The sequence below is a fragment of the Candidatus Accumulibacter cognatus genome (assembly GCF_000584975.1).
Lineage (GTDB): Bacteria > Pseudomonadota > Gammaproteobacteria > Burkholderiales > Rhodocyclaceae > Accumulibacter > Accumulibacter cognatus.
This window is the reverse complement of sequence record NZ_JDST02000011.1, coordinates 1-17,602: the sequence shown is the minus strand read 5'-3', so window position 1 is coordinate 17,602 and position 17,602 is coordinate 1. Positions and strand designations below refer to the sequence as shown.

Genomic DNA, 17,602 nt, shown 5'->3' with positions numbered 1-17,602 from the left:
CCGCCTTCGCCCCCGCAAGTGGGGAGGGAAGATTCGTGAGTCGCTGACGCGACTTCCACATTAACGGTCACCACTCAGGGCCGTACCGGTGGCCGCTTCGAAAGTTCGACGAAGCGGCGCAGATCCTCGTCGTACTTCTGCCGGATCGCTTCCTGATCCTTTTTCTTGGACTCGATGACCGACTCCTGCGCCTTGATCTCGTGATCGGCGTCGCGCAGGCCCTTGGCTACATCTGCCGGCAATTGCCGGTTCCTGTAAAACTCGGCCTCATCTTCGAATTTCTTGCGCAGCCTGCGAATCTCCGTGATTCTGTCCTGCGCCGCCTGAATTGCCGCATTCAGGTCCCGCTCGGCGCGGCTACGCATGACTTCGATATCTTTTTCACTGCCATAGGTATTGAGCAAGGCCTGATCCTTGCGCCGCTGCTCCTTGAGCGCCCGTTCCTGTTCGCTGCGCCGTCTTTCCTCGGCGGCACGCTGGGCTCGCTGCTCGGCAGTCAGCGGCGCCTCGACAGTCCGTGCCCGGCCGGAGGTACCCAACTCGCGATAGGCGCGCGCATAACAGGCCGGCGGCAGAACGTCGCCACACACCGGCCTACCCTGTTCATCCGTGCAACAGAAGATCGAAGCGGCTGCGAAACCCTCGTCTCCGCTCGTCAACGCCAGCAGCAGGAGAGCGTAGCTAACTGCCGCGCGCAAGGCCGTATGCCTGTCTGTAATGCGCCACCGCAGCCTCATGCTGTCTGAAATCCGGATGCTCCCGGAGAAAGTTCATCAGATCGTCCAGGCTGGCGACGGCCAGCACCGGAATGCCATAATCCTGTTCGACTTCCTGCACTGCCGACCTTTCACCACTGCCACGCTCCATGCGATCCAGCGCGATGACCACGCCGCAGGGTGAAGCCCCGGCAGCACGGATCAGCGTCACCGATTCACGAATCGAAGTACCGGCGCTGATCACGTCGTCGATGATCAGCACGCGACCGGCCAGTGGCGCACCCACGATGCTGCCGCCCTCGCCGTGATCCTTGGCCTCCTTGCGATTGAACGAGAACGGCAGGTTGCGCCCTGTCCGTGCCAGGGCAACGGCGATCGCGGCCACCAGCGGGATGCCCTTGTACGCCGGCCCGAACAGGCCGTCGACGACGATCCCACTGGTGAGGATCGCCTGAGCGTAGAATTCCGCCAGACGGCCCAGCGCCTCGCCGTTGTTGAACAGGCCGGCGTTGAAAAAGTAGGGTGAAAGCCGTCCCGCCTTGGTCGTGAAACTGCCAAAACGCAGCACCCCCTGAGCGACGGCAAACTCGATGAATTCCTGACGAAAGTCCATAAATCAATTTCGGATGAAAGCCGTTCCCGGCATCGGCCCTCTATGTTACGCATCATTACGTTGAACCTCAACGGTATTCGTTCAGCATGGCGCAAGGGATTTCTCCCCTGGGCCAGGACCCATAATCCGGATATCATCTGCCTGCAGGAGATCAAGGCACATGCGGCGGATCTCTGCGAAGCCATGCAAGCTCCCGAGGGTTTCCATGCCTACTATCGCTGCGCCGAGAAAAAGGGCTATAGCGGCGTCGGTCTATGGTGCCGCCATCGGCCGGAGCGGCTATTCGACGAACTGGGAAGCGACGAGTTTGACCGCGAAGGGCGCTATTTGCGTGCTGATTTCGGGAATCTCTCGATCATCTCGCTATATCAGCCCTCGGGTTCCAGTTCCGAGCAACGGCAGGCGGCGAAATTCCGATTCATGGCCCTGATCTATCCTCATCTCGTCGAACTGGCATCGAGCGGGCGCGACATCATCGTCGGAGGCGACTGGAATATCGCCCATCAGGAAATCGACCTTTGTAACTGGCGAGGCAACCGCAGAAACTCCGGATTTCTGCCCGAGGAGCGTGCCTGGGTCAGCCGATTGCTCGACGAAGGCGGCTGGTGCGACGTATACCGCAGCCTGCATCCCGACAGCACGGGCGAGTCGTACACCTGGTGGTCGAACCGTGGTCAGGCCTGGGCAAAGAACGTCGGCTGGCGGCTCGACTATCAACTGGCGACTGTCGCGATCACCGGCAAGGCCCGCAGCGCATCGGTCTACAAGGAACAACGGTTCAGCGACCACGCACCCTTGACCATCGATTACGACTATTCACTATAGACCGATCGACGAGAGCGAGTTGGCGCCTGCCCGGAACGGAGGTCCTGGTGCAGCGCAACAGCTTTTATGGATTGCTCTCCGCGAATGATTTCTATAATCTGAGAACTTCGTTGAGGTTTGCCCCTGCACCCTCGCCGTTCCTGCCACCATCTTCTCCTGTGAGGTTCATCATGTCCGAAGTTACCGAACTTTCCGCCGCCAGCAAACAAAAACTCGTCTCTGACATGAAGGTCGTCGTTGCCGATGCAGAAGAAATCCTGCGTGCCACGGCCGGCGTTGCCGGCGACAAAATGGGCGATCTGCGCGAACGCATCGGCGAGCGGCTGCGCGACGCCAAGCTCCGCCTGGCAGATGCCGAAGCGGCTCTGGTCGACCGCACCAAGGCCGCGGCGCGCGCCACCGACGACTTCGTGCACGAAAATCCCTGGCGTGCTGTCGGCGTCGCCGCGGCCGTTGGCCTGCTACTTGGAGTGATCATCGGTCGTCGATAATCAGCCGCAGCCGTCTGACAGCAATGAGCGAAACGCCGAGCAACGCAGGCGGCCTGTTGGCAGCCTCCAGGAACGGTGCTGCCACACTGCTGGCCATCGGACGCACGCGCCTCGAACTCCTTGGCAATGACCTCAAGGAAGAAAAGCTGCGCGCCGTCCGTGTCCTGCTGCTGTCGCAAATGCTGGCGTTTTCCCTGATGGTCGGCACGATCCTGGCGATCTCTTTGCTGGTCATCGCGTTCTGGGAAAACCGGGTGCTCCTGCTGAGCGCCTGCACAGTCGTTTCCCTGGCCAGCGGAGGGTTTGCCTACACGGCTCTGCGACGGTCGCTGCGCACCAGCCACCAACCTTTCGCGGCCAGCGTTGCCGAACTCGCAGAGGATCTTCGCCAGTTGAAAGGCGCTGCCAACAATGAACCAGGATCTGATTGACGTTGCCATCGAGCGCGGCAGACTGATCGAACGCATCAGCAGCCAGCGCCAGCTCCTTGGCCAGCAACTGCAACCGCTGGGGGCAGGCTTGGCCACCGCCGACCGTGCCATTACCCGCATTCGCCAGGGCAGTGATTACGTCAAACAACACCCGGAAATGGTCGCCGTCGGCGTCGCCGCGCTGGTCGTACTGCAACCACGCCGTGTCTGGCGCTGGAGCCAGCGGTTATTTTTCGTCTGGCGGACTTGGCGCATGCTGCGTAAACAGTTCGGGATCTCGGCCTGACCATCCCTTGCCGCGCATGTCGAATCAGGGAATCACCTTCCTCCCTTCGCCAGCCCTCTGAAGAGTCTTCCAGTCACGCCCAGATACCCAGTTCGACCAATTGCCTGGTCGCCGCTGCCGCCCAACCCTGATTCGCCAGCGGGCTTGCGGGACTCGGATGCAGCATGCGACCGGTTCTGACCTTCAACCCGGCCAGCGCTCCGGCTGCCCGCGTTTCGGCGAAAGCACCGACGCCGACCACCCATTCGGGCTGCAAGACAGAGACCAGCGTCTTCAGGTGCGCATCGCAAGCCACCCGCAGCGCGGCCGCTTCACTTGCCGGCAGCCGGTCGGGGGTCAGGTTGCGAGCCAGATCGAAAAAAGCCAGTGGACAATAGTTGGCAACGAAGTGCTCAGCAAAAAACGCGTCGGCAGAAGCGAAGCGCTCTCGGAACAATCCCCACAGACGCCGACCGCTGACCTCGGAACGTGTGCAGGCAAAGCCTTCGATCGGTCTCCGGGGATTCTCCACCGCCGGTTTCAGGATGGTGGCCTCGATCCCCAACCAATCGCGAACTGCTGCGATTTCACCGAAAGGCACACCGCATTGCACCATCCCGAAGGGACCCGGATTCATTCCCAGAAAGACTACCCGCCGAGTGCTTGCGCCATAGCGACGCAGGTACAACTCGTGCGCCGACCAGGCATAACTCAAAGGATTGTAGACGTGACTGACCGGCGGCGAGAAGGTCAGCGTCGAAAGGCTCTCGGACAACTGCCGAGCGGCAGCGATCAGCGTCGCGGCGATGGGTGAAGTTCGTTCCATGGTGCAACCTTCAGCAGCAACAACATGCCCGGCGCGGCAAGCAGAAAACAAAGGATGAAGAAGCTGACCCAGCCGAGCGACTCGACCAGCGCCCCCGCCGTCGCGTTGATGAAGGTTCGGGGAACGGCAGCCAGGCTGGTAAACAGCGCAAACTGGGTCGCCGTGAAGGCCGGATTGGTGGCACGCGCGATAAAGGCAACGAAAGCGGCAGTACCCAGGCCAACGCCCAGGCACTCGGCGGCAATCACGGCGGCCAGCGCGGCTCGGTCAAGCGTGTCGACAGGGGCCTGTACACCACGCCAGGCCAGCCAGGCGAAACCGAGAATGGTCACCATCTGAACCAGGCCGAACAGCCACAGTGCGCGGTTGATCCCCAGACGCACCATCCACAAGCCCCCCAGCAGACCGCCGAATACCGCCGGCCAGAGTCCGGCATGCTTGGCAATCACGCCGACATCGGTCTTGCTGAAGCCCAAATCCAGATAAAACGGCGTTGCCAGGGCCGTCGCCAGCGAATCGCCGAGCTTGTAAAGAAAAATGAAGCCGAGCACCAGCAGCGCGCCCCGCCAGCCCTGGCGACCAATGAACTCATGAAATGGTTCGACCACTGCCTGGCGCAAGGTTTTCGGCGCCCCGACCACGGCCGGTTCGCTGACCAGCAAGACCATCACCATCCCCGGCAACAGGAAGGCCGCGGTGATCCAGAAGACCTGCCCCCAGGGCAACAGGTCGGCGAGGATCAGCGACAGCGATCCCGGCACCAGCCCGGCAATCCGGTAGGCATTGACATGCACCGAATTGCCCAGCCCCAGTTCCTGATCGCTGAGGATTTCACGCCGGAACGCATCGAGCGCGACATCCTGTGTCGCCGACAGGAAAGCCAGCATCACCGACAGCCAGATCACCGGCGTCAGATTGCCCGACGGCGAGAATCCCCCGAGCAGACCAATCGACAGCAGCAAGCCGAGCTGCGAGAACAGCATCCAGCCGCGCCGGCGACCCAGGGGCAGGCGATAACGATCCAGCAGTGGCGCCCAGATGAATTTCCAGGTGTAGGGAAACTGGATCAAGGCGAACAGACCGATGGTCCTGAGATCCACGCCTTCGCTGCGCAACCACGCCGGCAGCAGATTGAGCAGCAGGTACAGCGGCAAACCCGAGCTGAAACCGGTAAATACGCAGATCAGCATCCGCCTGGTCAGCAGCAGGCGTAGCCAGGCAGGCATCAGGATCTTCGTCCGAGGCGATAGAAGGCGAGACTACCGTTGAGATTGGGATCTTCGCGGACCTCGCGTCCGGCTTCGTCGAAAGCCAGACGTTCGCGAATCTCGATGTCGAGCCGGCGACACAAATCCTCGAAGTCAACAATCGTGAAAAAACGCACGTTCGGGGTATCGAACCAGTCATAGGGCAGGTCTTCGGAAACCGGCATATGCCCCTCGCTGATCGCTGCCCGGTTGGCACGGTAGGCAAAATTGGGGAAGCTGACCACCGCTTCTGCCGCAACGCGCAGCATCTCGGTCAGGATGCGCTCGGTGGCGCGCATCGTCTGCAGCGCCTGTGAGATGATCACGTGCTCGAAGGAGTCGTCCTCAAAACCGGAAAGTCCACACTCGATGTCCATCTGGATCACGTCAACCCCGTTGCGGATACAGCCAAGGACGCTTTCGTGGTCGATTTCGACGCCGTAGCCACTGACACCCCGAGTTTCGTTCAGGTAGCGCAGCAATCTGCCGTCACCGCACCCCAGGTCGAGAACGCGCTCGCCAGGCGGAATCCAGTTGGCGATCACTGCAAAGTCGAAGCGCTCCCGCTGCTCGGCCCTGACTCTCCGCTCATGTTCGGTCATACGGCGATGTTCTCCAGATAGGCACGCAGCAGCGCGTGATAGTGGGGGTCGTCGAGCAGAAACGAGTCATGCCCGGCACCGCAGTCGATCTCCGCGTAAACGACGCGCCGGCGATTGTGCAGCAGCGCAAAGACGATCTCACGCGAACGCGCCGGAGCGAAACGCCAGTCGGTTGAAAAACTGGCAACAAAGAAGCTGGCCTTGGCGCGCGCCAGCGCAGCGGCCAGATTGCCCTCGTAGTCATAGGCGGGATCGAAGTAGTCGAGCGCCTTGGTCATCATCAGATAGGTGTTGGCGTCGAAGAAACCGGCAAACTTGTTGCCCTGATAGCGCAGATAGGACTCGATCTCGAAATCGACGTCATAACTGAACTTGTGCTCGCCATGACGCAACTGACGACCGAATTTCTCGGCCATCTGTGTATCCGACAGATAGGTAATGTGGCCGACCATTCTCGCCAGTCGCAGGCCCCTGGTCGGGACGACACCATGATCGGCGTAGTAACCTCCATGAAAATCCGGATCGGAGAGGATGGCCTGCCGCGCCACCTCGTTGAAGGCGATGTTCTGCGCCGACAGCTTGGGTGCCGAAGCAATCACCATGGCATGGCGGATACGATCGGGAAATTGCAGTGACCATTCGAGCGCCTGCATGCCGCCGAGGCTGCCGCCAATCACCGCAGCCCAGGTGTGCACGCCCAGATGGTCGGCCAGGCGAGCCTGCGCCGCAACCCAGTCCTCGACCGTCACCAGCGGAAAATCGGCACCGTAGCGCTTGCCGCTTTCCGGATTGATCGACAATGGTCCGGTAGACCCGTAGCAACCACCGAGGTTGTTGACCCCAACCACGAAGAATTTTCTGGTGTCGAGTGGTTTGTCCGGACCGACGAGGTTATCCCACCAGCCGACGTTTTCCGGATCGTCCGCATAGTGGCCAGCGACATGGTGGCTACCGGAAAGGGCATGGCAGACCAGCACGGCGTTGGTGTGATCGGCGTTGAGCGTGCCATAGGTTTCGAAAACCAGTTCGAAACCCGGCAATTCGGCACCACTCTGCAGCCGCAGCGGCTCGTTGAATTGCGCACGCTGCGGCGCAACGACTCCGACTGAATGTTCAGATGACATCGTGATCGCTTCGGTGGCAGGAAATAAATGAATTCAGACGCAACTGTTGAGCTTCTCCAGTTGCTCGCGAATCTTCGCCGGCTCTTCATGGCGCAACAGGCGGCGAACGATCGGCGCCAGTTCGGCGCAATTGCTCTGCATGATTTTCTGCTTGACCGAAAGGATCTGTGCCGGATGCATCGAGAACTGACGCAGCCCCATCCCCAGCAGCAGCCGCGTCAGGGTCGGATCACCGGCCAGTTCGCCGCAGATCGAAACCGGGATATACATCTTTTCGGCGCTTGCAATGGTATGCGCCAGCAGCATCAACACGGCCGGATGCAGGGGGTCATAGAGCGGCGCGACCTCTTCATCGCTGCGATCGATGGCCAGGGTGTACTGGATCAGATCGTTCGTGCCGATCGACAGAAAATGCATGCGCCGCAGAAACAGGCCGACAGCCAGCGCGGCGGCCGGTATCTCGATCATCGCGCCGACCTGGATCGTCTCATCGAAGGGAATGCGTTCGCCGCGCAGACTCGACTTGGCGCGCTCGACCGCGGCCAATGTCTGATCGATTTCATGCGCCTGCGAAAGCATCGGGATCAGGAGCTTGATCTTGCCGAACTTTGAAGCGCGCAGGATGGCTCGCAACTGCGTCTGGAACATCTTCGGCTCAGCCAGTGACAGGCGAATCGCGCGCAGCCCGAGCGCCGGATTGCTTTGCAGGCGCTCGCCCTGCGCCTTTTCCGGATGAAGATCCTTGTCGGATCCGAGATCGAAGGTGCGAATGGTGACCGGCCGACCGCCCATGCCTTTGACGACCGCACGATAGGCCTCGAACTGCTCGTCCTCGGTCGGCATGTCGCCGCGATCGAGAAAGATGAACTCAGTGCGAAACAGGCCAATCCCTTCGGCACCGCCGTCGAGCGCGGCAGCCACGTCACCGGGTAACTCGATGTTGGCCTGCAGATCGATGTCGACACCGTCGAGGGTCACCGACTTCGCCGTCTTGAGCCGTCTGAGCTTGATTCGTTCGAGCTCGATCTGGCTCTTTCTGAGTCGGTATTCCTCCAGGATGCGCGGATCGGGGTTAACGATCAGGACGCCACGCGTGCCATCGACGATCAGCACTTCGTCGTCATGAATCAGTTGCCGGGCGTTGTGCAGGCCAAGCACCGCCGGAATGCGCAGGCTGCGCGCGAGAATCGCGGTGTGCGAAGTCGAGCCGCCGACATCGGTGACAAAGGCCGCGAAATGATGTTCCTTGTAGGCAATCACGTCGGCTGGCGAGAGATCGTGCGCGACGACGATCAGATTCTCTTCCTTGATACCCTTGCCAGTTCTCAAGGACATCCGGCCCGGCTGGCCGACCAGTTCCTTGATCACCCGCTCGACGACCTGGCGCACGTCGTAGCTGCGCTCGCGCAGGTACGGGTCGTCAAAGCTTTCGAACTGGGCAACCAGAATCTCCATCTGCTGCACCAGCGCCCATTCGGCATTGCAGCGACGCTCGCGAATCAGCTGCTTGGGAACTTCCGCCAGTTCGGGATCGGCAAGGATCATCGAATGCAGGTCGATGAATGCTCCGAACTCGGCCGAAGTATGCTGCAAGCGCCCCTTCAGGGTCGCAAATTCCTCACGCACGCGCAGCAGCGCTGCCTCGAAGCGAGCCACCTCCTTGTCCACCAGGCGCGGCGAGATGACCAGATGCGAGACCTCGAGGGTCGCGTGCGACATCAGATGTGCCTGCCCGATCGCGATGCCCCCGGAAACCGCCAGACCATGCAGGGTAAAACTCATGATGCGCTCACTCCGCCTCGCCAAACCTTCCAGCGATCAATCCGAGGATCGCCTCGTTTGCCGCCTCTTCGTCCACGCCATCGGTCTCGACGACCACCGTTGAACCCATGCCTGCGGCCAGCATCATCACACCCATGATGCTTTTGGCATTGATGCGGCGCGCCCCTTTCTCCATCCAGACGTCGCTGGCAAAGCGGCTGGCAAGTTGCGTCAGCTTGGCCGAAGCACGGGCATGCAGGCCCAGCTTGTTGATGATTGCAGTTTCAGCACGTACCATCGAAAACTCCTGTGATTCTAGGCAGGCGGCGGCAGTTTCAGTACGCCATCATGAGCCCCGCTGATCGCCTTCTGCAACATGGTTTCCATCCTCTTCTCGCGATAGGTCAGAGCGCGCAGCAGCATCGGCAGACTGAGACCGGCAACGCCCTCGACATGACCCGGCTCCAGCAGTTTGAGCGCCAGGTTGCCAGGTGTCGCACCGAAAACATCGGTCATCACCAGAACACCGTCGCCACAATCGACTTCCTTCAGCAACAGACGCGCCAGCGGCAGAATGTCGAGCGGATCGTCCTGAGCTGCCACGCCAAGCTGTGCGATCAGAGGCGGACGTTTGTTGAGCACGTGGCAAACGTTCTGGATCAGGCTTTCACCAAACGAGCCATGCGTTATCAGGAGAATACCGATCATCTCGCCCACCCCGTACGACAATCCGTCATTTTAAGCGATTCCGCGCGGCTCGGCAGCATTGGCGAATACATCAAGGGATGACCTCAAGCTTCCGCGGCCGGCCACCGACATATTCGAGCCTACCGTGTAGGGAGCTGCTGACCTGCACCTGGCCTTGTGCGTCGACCCGCAACACCTGCTCCACCTGCAACGCACGCGCCAGACGTGGCCAATCGCTACCGGCGATGAATAGCGGCTTGGAAGCCATGTCGCTGAGCGTTCCGGCTGCCGTACGCGGCGAAATCAGTACGCTCAGCGACTGCGTATGCAACGCCGGCTGCGCACTGCGCGGGTCGAGCAGATGACAGTAACGGTGACCGTTGATCTCGAAGAAGCGCTGATAGTCGCCCGAGGTACCGATCGCCTCACCGTTCGCCAGTTCGATCGTCGCCAGTGGCCCGGGCTGGCGCGGATGCTGGATGCCAACGCGCCAGCGCTGCCCATTCTTGCTCCCCAACGCCATGACATTGCCGCCGATGTTGATCAATGCATTGTGCACCCCCTGTGCGTGCAGAATGGCCGCCGCGCGGTCGAGCGCAACACCCTTGAGATAGCCGCCGAAATCGAGAGCCACTTCGCGCTTGTCGCTGCTGACGAAAGTACCCTCGATGCGCAGGTCGAGAATGCTCGGCTGAGCCGCCCGCCAGGCAGCCAGGGCGAACGGATCGGGTAGCGTGGCCGGCAATTCGTCGGACTGGAAACCCCAGAGACTGATCAGACGGCCTATTCCCGGGTCGAACAGGCGTTCGCCAAGGCGCGTCAGGTACTGCGCGTCGGTAATCAGTCCGACCATTTCCGGCGTCACCGGCTGCCGCCTGCCGGCCATGATGGCCTCGTTCAGCGTGCTTAGTTCGGAAGGCTTCCAGGCATGGTAGGTGCGATGCAGGCGATCGAACTCGCGCAGCACGGCCGCCGCGGCCGGACGCGCAGCCGTTTCGTCGAGGCCGGCGATCAGGACTTCGACGCGGGTCCCGAAAACGAAGGCCTCCTGATGATGCAAGGGCGCCCGCTCGCAGGCCATCAGGACACTGGCGAGAAGCAGTCCGAGCAAGCGGACCAGGAGGCTAACGGTCATGAATTTTCCAGACCCCCCGACCATGAAAGTCATTACCGTTTCCTTCTCCCCCGCCCCCCCGCGAGTAGGAGGGGAGATTCGTGAGTCGCATACGCGACTTTCACATTAGGATGCAGCAAGGCACTGGCGATCGAGCGCGGCAATGAACATGGCGGCGGCGTCAAAACCGGTCTGCTCGGCGATTTCGACCATGCAGGTCGGGCTGGTGACGTTGATCTCGGTCAGCCAGTCGCCGATCACATCGAGACCGACCAGCAACAGGCCGCGAGCGGCCAACACCGGCGCCAGCGTGCAGGCGATTTCCCGATCGCGAGCGCTCAGTTCGCGGGCCACGCCGGTGCCGCCGGCGGCCAGGTTGCCGCGGGTTTCGCCGGCCTTGGGAATGCGCGCCAGGCAATAGGGAACCACTTCACCGCCAACGATCAGGATGCGCTTGTCGCCATCGACGATCTCGGGGATATAGCGTTGCGCCATGATCGTGCGTGCACCGTCACGGGTCAGCGTTTCGACGATCACATTGCGGTTCGGGTCGTCATGACGGACGCGGAAAATCTGGGTCCCGCCCATGCCGTCGAGCGGTTTGAGAATCGTGTCGTGTTCGTAGTCGATGAACGAATGGATCACCGTCGCGTCGCGCGCCACCAGCGTCGGTGCCGAAAAGCGCGCGAACTCGGCAATCGACAACTTCTCGGAATGGTCGCGCAGGGCGCGCGGCCGGTTGAAGACGCGTGCGCCCTCGGCCTCGGCACCTTCGAGCAACCAGGTGGTGGTCACGTACTCCATGTCGAAAGGTGGATCCTTGCGCATCACGACGGCGCGGAAATCACGCAAGGCGACGACGTGACGGTCGACCTCGACGAACCAGTCATGATCGTCGGCGAGCATTTCCAGATGCACCGCGGCAGCGCAGACGCCGTGCAGCGGCGACCAGTGAATCGCCTCCTGCTGGATCGTCCACACCGCGTGCCCCGCCGCCTGGGCAGCGCGCATCATTGCGATACTGGTATCCTTGTAGGCCTTCAGCGACCGCAGGGGGTCTACGATGAATGCTATGCGCATGCCACTTGCTCCTCTACCGGTGCCGTACGTTCGAGTTCGAGCGAGGCCGCGAGCTGCGCCAGGCGGGCAACCACGCCGTAGACGTAAAAGCGGTTCGGCGCAGCATCGGGATTCTGGCCATGATCGGGCAGCGAGCAACTGGTCTCGAAGGCCAGCGGTTCGAAGTGCATGCCCGGCGCGTTGAGATTCTCATCCTTGCCACGCCCGCTATGGACACGGTAGAAGCCGCCCACGACAAAGCGGTCGATCATGTACACCACCGGTTCGGCGACGCCTTCGTCGCTGCCGCTGCCGACCCGCTCATAGGAATGCACCCCTTCCTGGATGATCACCTGCGACACTGCCAGACCTTCCTTTATCACCGACATCTTGTTGCGCTGCCTGCGGTTGAGGCCGGTCACCTGGGCCGCGTCCTTGACCGTCATCACCCCCATGCCATAGGTACCGGCATCGGCCTTGACGACCACGTAAGGCGTTTCTTCGATCCCGTATTGCTGGTATTTCTCGCGGATCAGACCAAGCACGGCATCGACATTGGCAGCCAGACAGTCCTCGCCCTGTCGCTCATGAAAATTGACGCTGCTGCAGACCGAAAAGTAGGGGTTGATCCGCCACGGATCGATCCCGACCAGCCTGGAGAAGTTTTCCGCCACCTCATCGTAGGCAGCAAAGTGGTTCGACTTGCGGCGCAAAGCCCAACCCGCATGCAGCGGCGGCAGAACAAACTGTCCGTCGAGGTTCTGCAGAATCGGCGGAATCCCCGCCGAGAGATCGTTGTTGAGCAGGATGGCGCAGGGGTCGAAGCCCTCGAGGCCGAGCCGGGAGCGACTGCGCAGCAGCGGTTCGAGAAGCAGCGAGCTGCCGTCGGGAAGCGCCACCGGCGTCGGCCGGTCGATCTCCGGCGACCACGAGCCGAGGCGAACGTCGAGGCCGGTCAGTCGCAGGATCGCCGCGAGCTGTGCGACGTTCTGCAAATAAAAGAGGTTGCGCGTGTGCTTCTCGGGAATCAGCAGCAGCTTCCTGGCGTTGGGGCAGATCCGGTCGATCGCCGCCATCGCCGCCTGCACACAGAGCGGCAGGAAGGTGGCGTCGAGGTTGTTGAAGCCCCCGGGAAACAGGTTCATGTCCACCGGCGCCAGCTTGAAACCTGCGTTGCGCAGGTCGACCGAGCCATAAAATGGCGGCGTGTGCTCCTGCCACTGCCCGCGCATCCAGCGCTCGATCTCCGGCATGGCGTCGAGGAAACGCCGCTCGATCTCCAGCAGGGGTCCGCTGAAGGCAGTCATGAGACGTGGAACCATGGGCTTTCTCTCCTTCCCGTCAGCGCCGGTCGGCGCAGCGGAATGCTCGGTGGAAACAACTGCGCTACGGCAGATCGACCTGGGATCTTACAGCGGCAAGGCCTTTTGCAGGCGATCCGGACGCACCGTCAGCGTTCCCCCCAGGGCATCACCGGAACCGTCGAGATGCTGTTCGCCGGTGCGCCGTCGATCAGCTTGCGACTGATCGCGAGGTAGACCAGGGTCTTGTGGGCTTCGTCCCACATCCTGACGACGCGTGTCTCCTTGAACAGAATCGAAGTGTCTTCGGCAAACACCGTCGCCTCTTTCGGAAGCTTCGCGGGCAGCACAATCGGTCCGGTCTGCCGGCACGCCAGCGAGAACTGCGAAGGATCCTGCGCGAGGCCGAACGAACCGCTGATGCCGCCGGTTCTCGCCTGACTGACATGACAGGTCACACCCAGCACTTTCGGATCAGGAAAACTCTCGACGCAGACCCGGTGATTGGCACCGACCAGCTTCCACTCGGTAGTCACACAAGCGACCTGCTCAGCCAGCGCCGATGCGCTCCAGAAGGCAAGCAGGCCCCAGACCACGGCCTGAAGACCCGGCGTCCAATGACTGCGAATCATCAATTTCTCTCTCCTTTTACGGCAAGGTCCATAGGTCCGTTAGCGTAGCGTAAGCCGACGTTTTCCGTTACCCGATGTTGGGTTACGCCCTGCGGGCTAACCCAACCTACGAGCTACCCGCTCCCGCCCACCATCACTCCGGATACGCGGCCAGCGTCACATTGCCGAGTTGCCCTACCGGCGAACCGCGCCGCGCACGCTGACCGAGATGCCAGTCTTCCGAAAGCAGGGTCTTGATGCGGTTCCGGAACATCCCCTTGATCGTCACCCGGTCGCCCTGGGTGGCGATGACCGCGCGCAAGGATTCGTTGTCGTGCAGGCCGATGATCTGCACCCCCTTGCCGGCCGACAGGCGCTTCATCTGTTCGAGCGGAAAAATCAGCAGGCGGCCATCTTCGGACAAGGCCGCCAGATGATCCTTGCCGGCAAGCCTCACCGGCGGCAGGATGGTCGCCCCCTCTTCGACGCTCAGGAAGGCCTTGCCGGCCTTCTGACGCGACAAGAGGTCGGCGTAGGTACAGATGAAGCCGTAGCCCGAAGTCTTGGCGACCAGCAGTTCGTCGCCCGCAAGTCCGGTGAGCACATGCGCGATCTTGCCGGTACCGAGTTCGACGAACGACGACAGCGGCGCACCCATGCCGCGACCGTCGGGAAGACTGGCGATCGCCAGGGTGAATGCACGCCCTTCGGTCGACAGGATCACCAGCGAGTCCACCGATCGGCATTCCTGCGCCGAACCGGCGCGATCGCCGTCCTTGAAGACGACGCCCGAGAGATCAAGGTTGTGCCCCTGCCGGACACGCGCCCAGCCCTTCTCGGAGATGATCACGGTCACCGGTTCATCAGCGACAGCCGCGACCTCCGAACGTGAAGCGGTGGCTGCCGCGAGGAGGATCGTCCGGCGGGCGTCGCCATGCTTTTCGGAATCGGCCCGGATTTCGCGAATCACCTGCCGGCGCAACAATGTGTCGCTGCCGAGCAGTTTGACCAGGCCTTCGCGTTCACCACGCAGCTTCGCGAGTTCCTGCTCGATGCGGATTCCCTCGAGTCGGGCCAACTGACGCAGGCGGATTTCCAGGATGTCTTCGGCCTGCCGGTCAGAGAGCGTGAAGCGCGCGATCAATGCCCTTTTCGGATCGTCGGATTCGCGAATGATGCGGATCACTTCGTCGATGTTGAGGAAGACGATGTGCCGGCCTTCGAGAATGTGGATGCGGTCGTCGGCCTTCTGCAGGCGGAACTCGGTACGCCGATGCACGGTCCGGATGCGGAAGCTGCACCACTCGCCGATCAGGTCGGCGAGCGATTTCTGGCACGGTCGGCCGTCGATGCCGACCGCCACCAGATTGATCGGCGCCGAGGTTTCGAGGCTGGTATGTGCCAGCAGCAGCGCCACGAACTCGTTGCGGTCGATGCGTGAGCTGCTCGGCTCGAAGACCAGACGCACGTCGTCGTCCTTGCCCGACTCGTCGCGCGCGCGATCCAGCTGTGAGGCCATCAGCGCCTTGAGCTGTGCCGCCGCCTGTTCGATCACCTTCTTGCCCGGTTTCGGCTGCGGATTGAGCAGGGCCCCGACTTCGGAGAGCACCTTGGCCGAAGAAACGCCCGGAGGCAACTCCTTGAATACCACCTGCCAGGCGCCACGCGCCATCTCCTCGATCTCGTAGCGGGCACGCACACGCAGGCTGCCACGGCCGCTGCTGTAGGCAGCGGCGATGTCGCTCGCCGACGAGATGATCTGGCCACCGCCGGGGTAGTCTGGCCCTGGGAGGTGCGCCATCAGTTCGCTGACGCCGGCGGACGGGTGTTCGATCTTGTGGATCACCGCCGCAGCGACTTCGCGCAGATTGTGCGAAGGCATTTCGGTGGCCATGCCGACGGCGATTCCCGAAGCCCCGTTGAGCAGCAGGAAAGGTAGCCTGGCCGGCAGGAATGCCGGTTCATCGAAGGAGCCGTCGTAGTTCGGCTGAAAATCGACGGTGCCTTCGCCCAGCTCACCGAGCAGCAGTTCGGCGATCGGCGTCAGGCGTGCTTCGGTGTAGCGCATCGCCGCTGCATTGTCGCCGTCACGCGATCCGAAATTGCCCTGGCCATCGACCAGCGGGTAGCGCAGCATGAACGGTTGCGCCACGCGCACCATCGCGTCGTACGCCGAGGTGTCGCCGTGCGGGTGATACTTGCCGATCACGTCGCCGACGACGCGCGCCGACTTGACCGGTTTGGCGGTCGCCGACAATCCGAGTTCGCGCATCGCAAAGAGGACACGGCGCTGCACCGGTTTAAGCCCGTCCTTGACATCCGGCAGGGCGCGGCCCTTGACCACCGCGATCGCATACTCCAGGTAATCCCGCGCCGCCGAATCGTGCAGCAGGATGCTGTCGTCGTCTTCACCTGGCGACAGCACCGCCGACGGCGTCGGTACGGCTGGCGGTGCCGCCGGCACGTCGAGCAGGTTGCCAAACAGGTCTGGCGTCGAATTTTTCCTCACTGGCAGATCACTCTCAAATCTCTGCGCCGATCAGGGCGCCGTTTTCTTCCATTCACGATGCACGCTCCGACCCGTCGAATCGCTCTTTGGCCATCCGCGAGCTCATCCCTGGCCGGAGACATCATCAACCCGAAGGCCTGGCGGAACGAGAAGAACGGGATCACCTGCCCGCAGTGACGTTCCTGCGGTTCAGAATCGCTGTGCGTCAGTCCGGGAATCGTTGCGAAGCGGTGCATGGCGTGCGATTGTACCGCAGGCGCGTGCTTCGCCATGCCCGCGCATGTACAAGCTGCACAAGTTACAGGGGCCTCCTGAAGGCACACGACGTCCGGATCAGCATGGACGGCAAGAGGCTGGCGGGACAACGTCTTCGTCGAGCCCCACCATTTCTTATAGAGTCCCGGCGGGTCAAAGCCAACGCAGTATCGGTCAGTCGACCGCAACCAGCAAGGCTTCACTTAGCCAAGAGCATTTTCTGTCCAAACAAACGGGGGCCACATCTAAACTGCCCCTCCCTACAGCGGACACTCTGGATTCCAGGAGCTATGCAGGAACTGGGTTTCTCCGGCGAAAATGTCATCAGATACATTTTCTTGATACATTTACGCACCTACAGACAATCAGGCACGCCATGACCGACAATCTGTTCTCCATCTGTGAGCCGCGACCTGATGTTCTGCAAGGTGCGTTGCGGGAGAGCGACTTTGCGGCGGACCTCTCGCAGGTGTTGCGGGGCGACGCTCCCGACGAGTACAAGCGCCCGGAGCTGTTCTTTGCCAACACCTACCCGACCAAGGGCATCAGGAATGTCCTCAAGCTGGTTGCCCTTCGGGTCAGTGGCCATCCCGACCAGATTGGCGCCATCTTTCGTCTCGACACCCAGTTTGGCGGCGGCAAGACGCACGCCCTGATTGCTCTCGCGCACGCCATGCGCGGCCTCTCCGGCGTGGCGAACGCCGACGAGTTTCTCGACGCCTCCCTGCGCCCCTCGGCACCGGTGCGCATTGCCGCCTTTGATGGCGAAAATGCCGATCCGGCCAATGGGCACCGGCTTGGCGACACCCTGCGCGCCTACACGCCATGGGGGGAACTGGCGTATGCGCTGCGTGGTGAGGCCGGGTATCGTCTGGTCGAAGCGAGTGACCGCGAAGGAATCGCGCCGGGTGCCGACACCTTGCGCGAGCTGATCGGCAGCGAGCCGGCGGTGATCCTCATCGACGAGATCGCCCCCTACCTGCGCAAGGTGGCCGGTCGGAATGCCCAGCGAGCAGGCGAACAGCTCCTGGCGTTCATGACTTCGCTGATGAAGGCGGTGGAAAGCTCCCCCTGTGCGGCACTGGTTTTCACGCTCGCGGTCGGTCGTGACGGCAAAGCCTCCGACGCCTACAGCCGCGAAACCCAGGACATCGCCGCCTTCTTC

At 61.9% G+C, this 17,602-nt stretch carries 19 protein-coding genes; 5 read left to right on the top strand and 14 right to left on the bottom strand.

Features of this window, described 5'->3' with window-relative positions; translation table 11 throughout:
• Positions 1-74: 74 nt before the first annotated feature.
• Positions 75-698, bottom strand: coding sequence for a hypothetical protein (locus AW06_RS02900; RefSeq protein ID WP_273704328.1), 624 nt, complete (start codon positions 696-698; stop codon positions 75-77).
• The gene (pyrE, locus tag AW06_RS02895) at positions 682-1,329 is read right to left on the bottom strand and encodes an orotate phosphoribosyltransferase (RefSeq protein ID WP_034945296.1); all 648 of its coding nucleotides are present in this window, start codon (positions 1,327-1,329) and stop codon (positions 682-684) included. Before pyrE ends, AW06_RS02900 begins: the two co-directional genes overlap by 17 nt.
• A 42-nt stretch (positions 1,330-1,371) precedes the next feature.
• On the opposite strand from pyrE, the gene AW06_RS02890 reads away from it, so the two are divergent.
• From AW06_RS02890 to AW06_RS02875, 4 genes are all read left to right on the top strand, one after another.
• Positions 1,372-2,154: an exodeoxyribonuclease III gene (locus AW06_RS02890; RefSeq protein WP_034945293.1), complete on the top strand. Its 783-nt coding sequence runs from the start codon at positions 1,372-1,374 to the stop codon at positions 2,152-2,154.
• A 170-nt stretch (positions 2,155-2,324) separates the two neighbouring features.
• Positions 2,325-2,645 (top strand): DUF883 family protein, encoded by a 321-nt coding sequence (locus tag AW06_RS02885; protein ID WP_034945290.1) that lies wholly within the window; start codon positions 2,325-2,327, stop codon positions 2,643-2,645.
• 23 nt (positions 2,646-2,668) lie between these two features.
• Complete coding sequence (locus tag AW06_RS02880; RefSeq protein WP_138677619.1) at positions 2,669-3,076, top strand: phage holin family protein; 408 nt, start codon at positions 2,669-2,671, stop codon at positions 3,074-3,076.
• The gene (locus AW06_RS02875) at positions 3,057-3,362 is read left to right on the top strand and encodes a YqjK family protein (protein ID WP_034945287.1); all 306 of its coding nucleotides are present in this window, start codon (positions 3,057-3,059) and stop codon (positions 3,360-3,362) included. Before AW06_RS02880 ends, AW06_RS02875 begins: the two co-directional genes overlap by 20 nt.
• Before the next feature lie 73 nt (positions 3,363-3,435).
• Here the strand turns inward: AW06_RS02875 and AW06_RS02870 are convergent, their stop codons facing one another.
• From AW06_RS02870 to AW06_RS02815, 12 genes are all read right to left on the bottom strand, one after another.
• Positions 3,436-4,167: a uracil-DNA glycosylase family protein gene (locus AW06_RS02870; RefSeq protein WP_034945283.1), complete on the bottom strand. Its 732-nt coding sequence runs from the start codon at positions 4,165-4,167 to the stop codon at positions 3,436-3,438.
• Positions 4,134-5,393: an AmpG family muropeptide MFS transporter gene (locus AW06_RS02865; protein ID WP_034920940.1), complete on the bottom strand. Its 1,260-nt coding sequence runs from the start codon at positions 5,391-5,393 to the stop codon at positions 4,134-4,136. Before AW06_RS02865 ends, AW06_RS02870 begins: the two co-directional genes overlap by 34 nt.
• Positions 5,393-6,016: a methionine biosynthesis protein MetW gene (metW, locus tag AW06_RS02860; RefSeq protein ID WP_046535515.1), complete on the bottom strand. Its 624-nt coding sequence runs from the start codon at positions 6,014-6,016 to the stop codon at positions 5,393-5,395. Before metW ends, AW06_RS02865 begins: the two co-directional genes overlap by 1 nt.
• On the bottom strand, positions 6,013-7,140 hold the full coding sequence (locus tag AW06_RS02855) for a homoserine O-acetyltransferase (RefSeq protein ID WP_034945280.1): 1,128 nt from the start codon (positions 7,138-7,140) through the stop codon (positions 6,013-6,015). The genes metW and AW06_RS02855 overlap by 4 nt, the downstream gene beginning before the upstream one ends.
• Before the next feature lie 33 nt (positions 7,141-7,173).
• Positions 7,174-8,922, bottom strand: a complete 1,749-nt coding sequence (gene ptsP / locus AW06_RS02850) for a phosphoenolpyruvate--protein phosphotransferase (RefSeq protein ID WP_034945277.1) — start codon at positions 8,920-8,922, stop codon at positions 7,174-7,176.
• Positions 8,923-8,929: 7 nt separating this feature from the next.
• Positions 8,930-9,199, bottom strand: coding sequence for an HPr family phosphocarrier protein (locus AW06_RS02845; RefSeq protein WP_034920935.1), 270 nt, complete (start codon positions 9,197-9,199; stop codon positions 8,930-8,932).
• Between the two features lie 17 nt (positions 9,200-9,216).
• Entirely contained in the window at positions 9,217-9,609 is a 393-nt protein-coding gene (locus AW06_RS02840) for a PTS fructose transporter subunit IIA (protein ID WP_034945344.1), read from the bottom strand.
• 70 nt (positions 9,610-9,679) lie between these two features.
• Complete coding sequence (locus AW06_RS02835) at positions 9,680-10,723, bottom strand: FAD:protein FMN transferase (RefSeq protein ID WP_273704327.1); 1,044 nt, start codon at positions 10,721-10,723, stop codon at positions 9,680-9,682.
• A gap of 105 nt (positions 10,724-10,828) precedes the next feature.
• Positions 10,829-11,782 (bottom strand): glutathione synthase, encoded by a 954-nt coding sequence (gene gshB, locus AW06_RS02830; protein WP_034945274.1) that lies wholly within the window; start codon positions 11,780-11,782, stop codon positions 10,829-10,831.
• Positions 11,773-13,083, bottom strand: coding sequence for a glutamate--cysteine ligase (gene gshA / locus AW06_RS02825; RefSeq protein WP_034945271.1), 1,311 nt, complete (start codon positions 13,081-13,083; stop codon positions 11,773-11,775). Before gshA ends, gshB begins: the two co-directional genes overlap by 10 nt.
• Before the next feature lie 128 nt (positions 13,084-13,211).
• Positions 13,212-13,694, bottom strand: coding sequence for a CreA family protein (locus AW06_RS02820; protein WP_034945269.1), 483 nt, complete (start codon positions 13,692-13,694; stop codon positions 13,212-13,214).
• 133 nt (positions 13,695-13,827) lie between these two features.
• The gene (locus AW06_RS02815) at positions 13,828-16,182 is read right to left on the bottom strand and encodes a DNA topoisomerase IV subunit A (RefSeq protein WP_273704326.1); all 2,355 of its coding nucleotides are present in this window, start codon (positions 16,180-16,182) and stop codon (positions 13,828-13,830) included.
• Positions 16,183-16,813: 631 nt separating this feature from the next.
• Here AW06_RS02815 and AW06_RS02805 point away from each other — a divergent pair.
• A partial coding sequence (locus AW06_RS02805; protein WP_034945266.1) for a DUF499 domain-containing protein occupies positions 16,814-17,602 on the top strand: 789 nt, incomplete at its 3' end.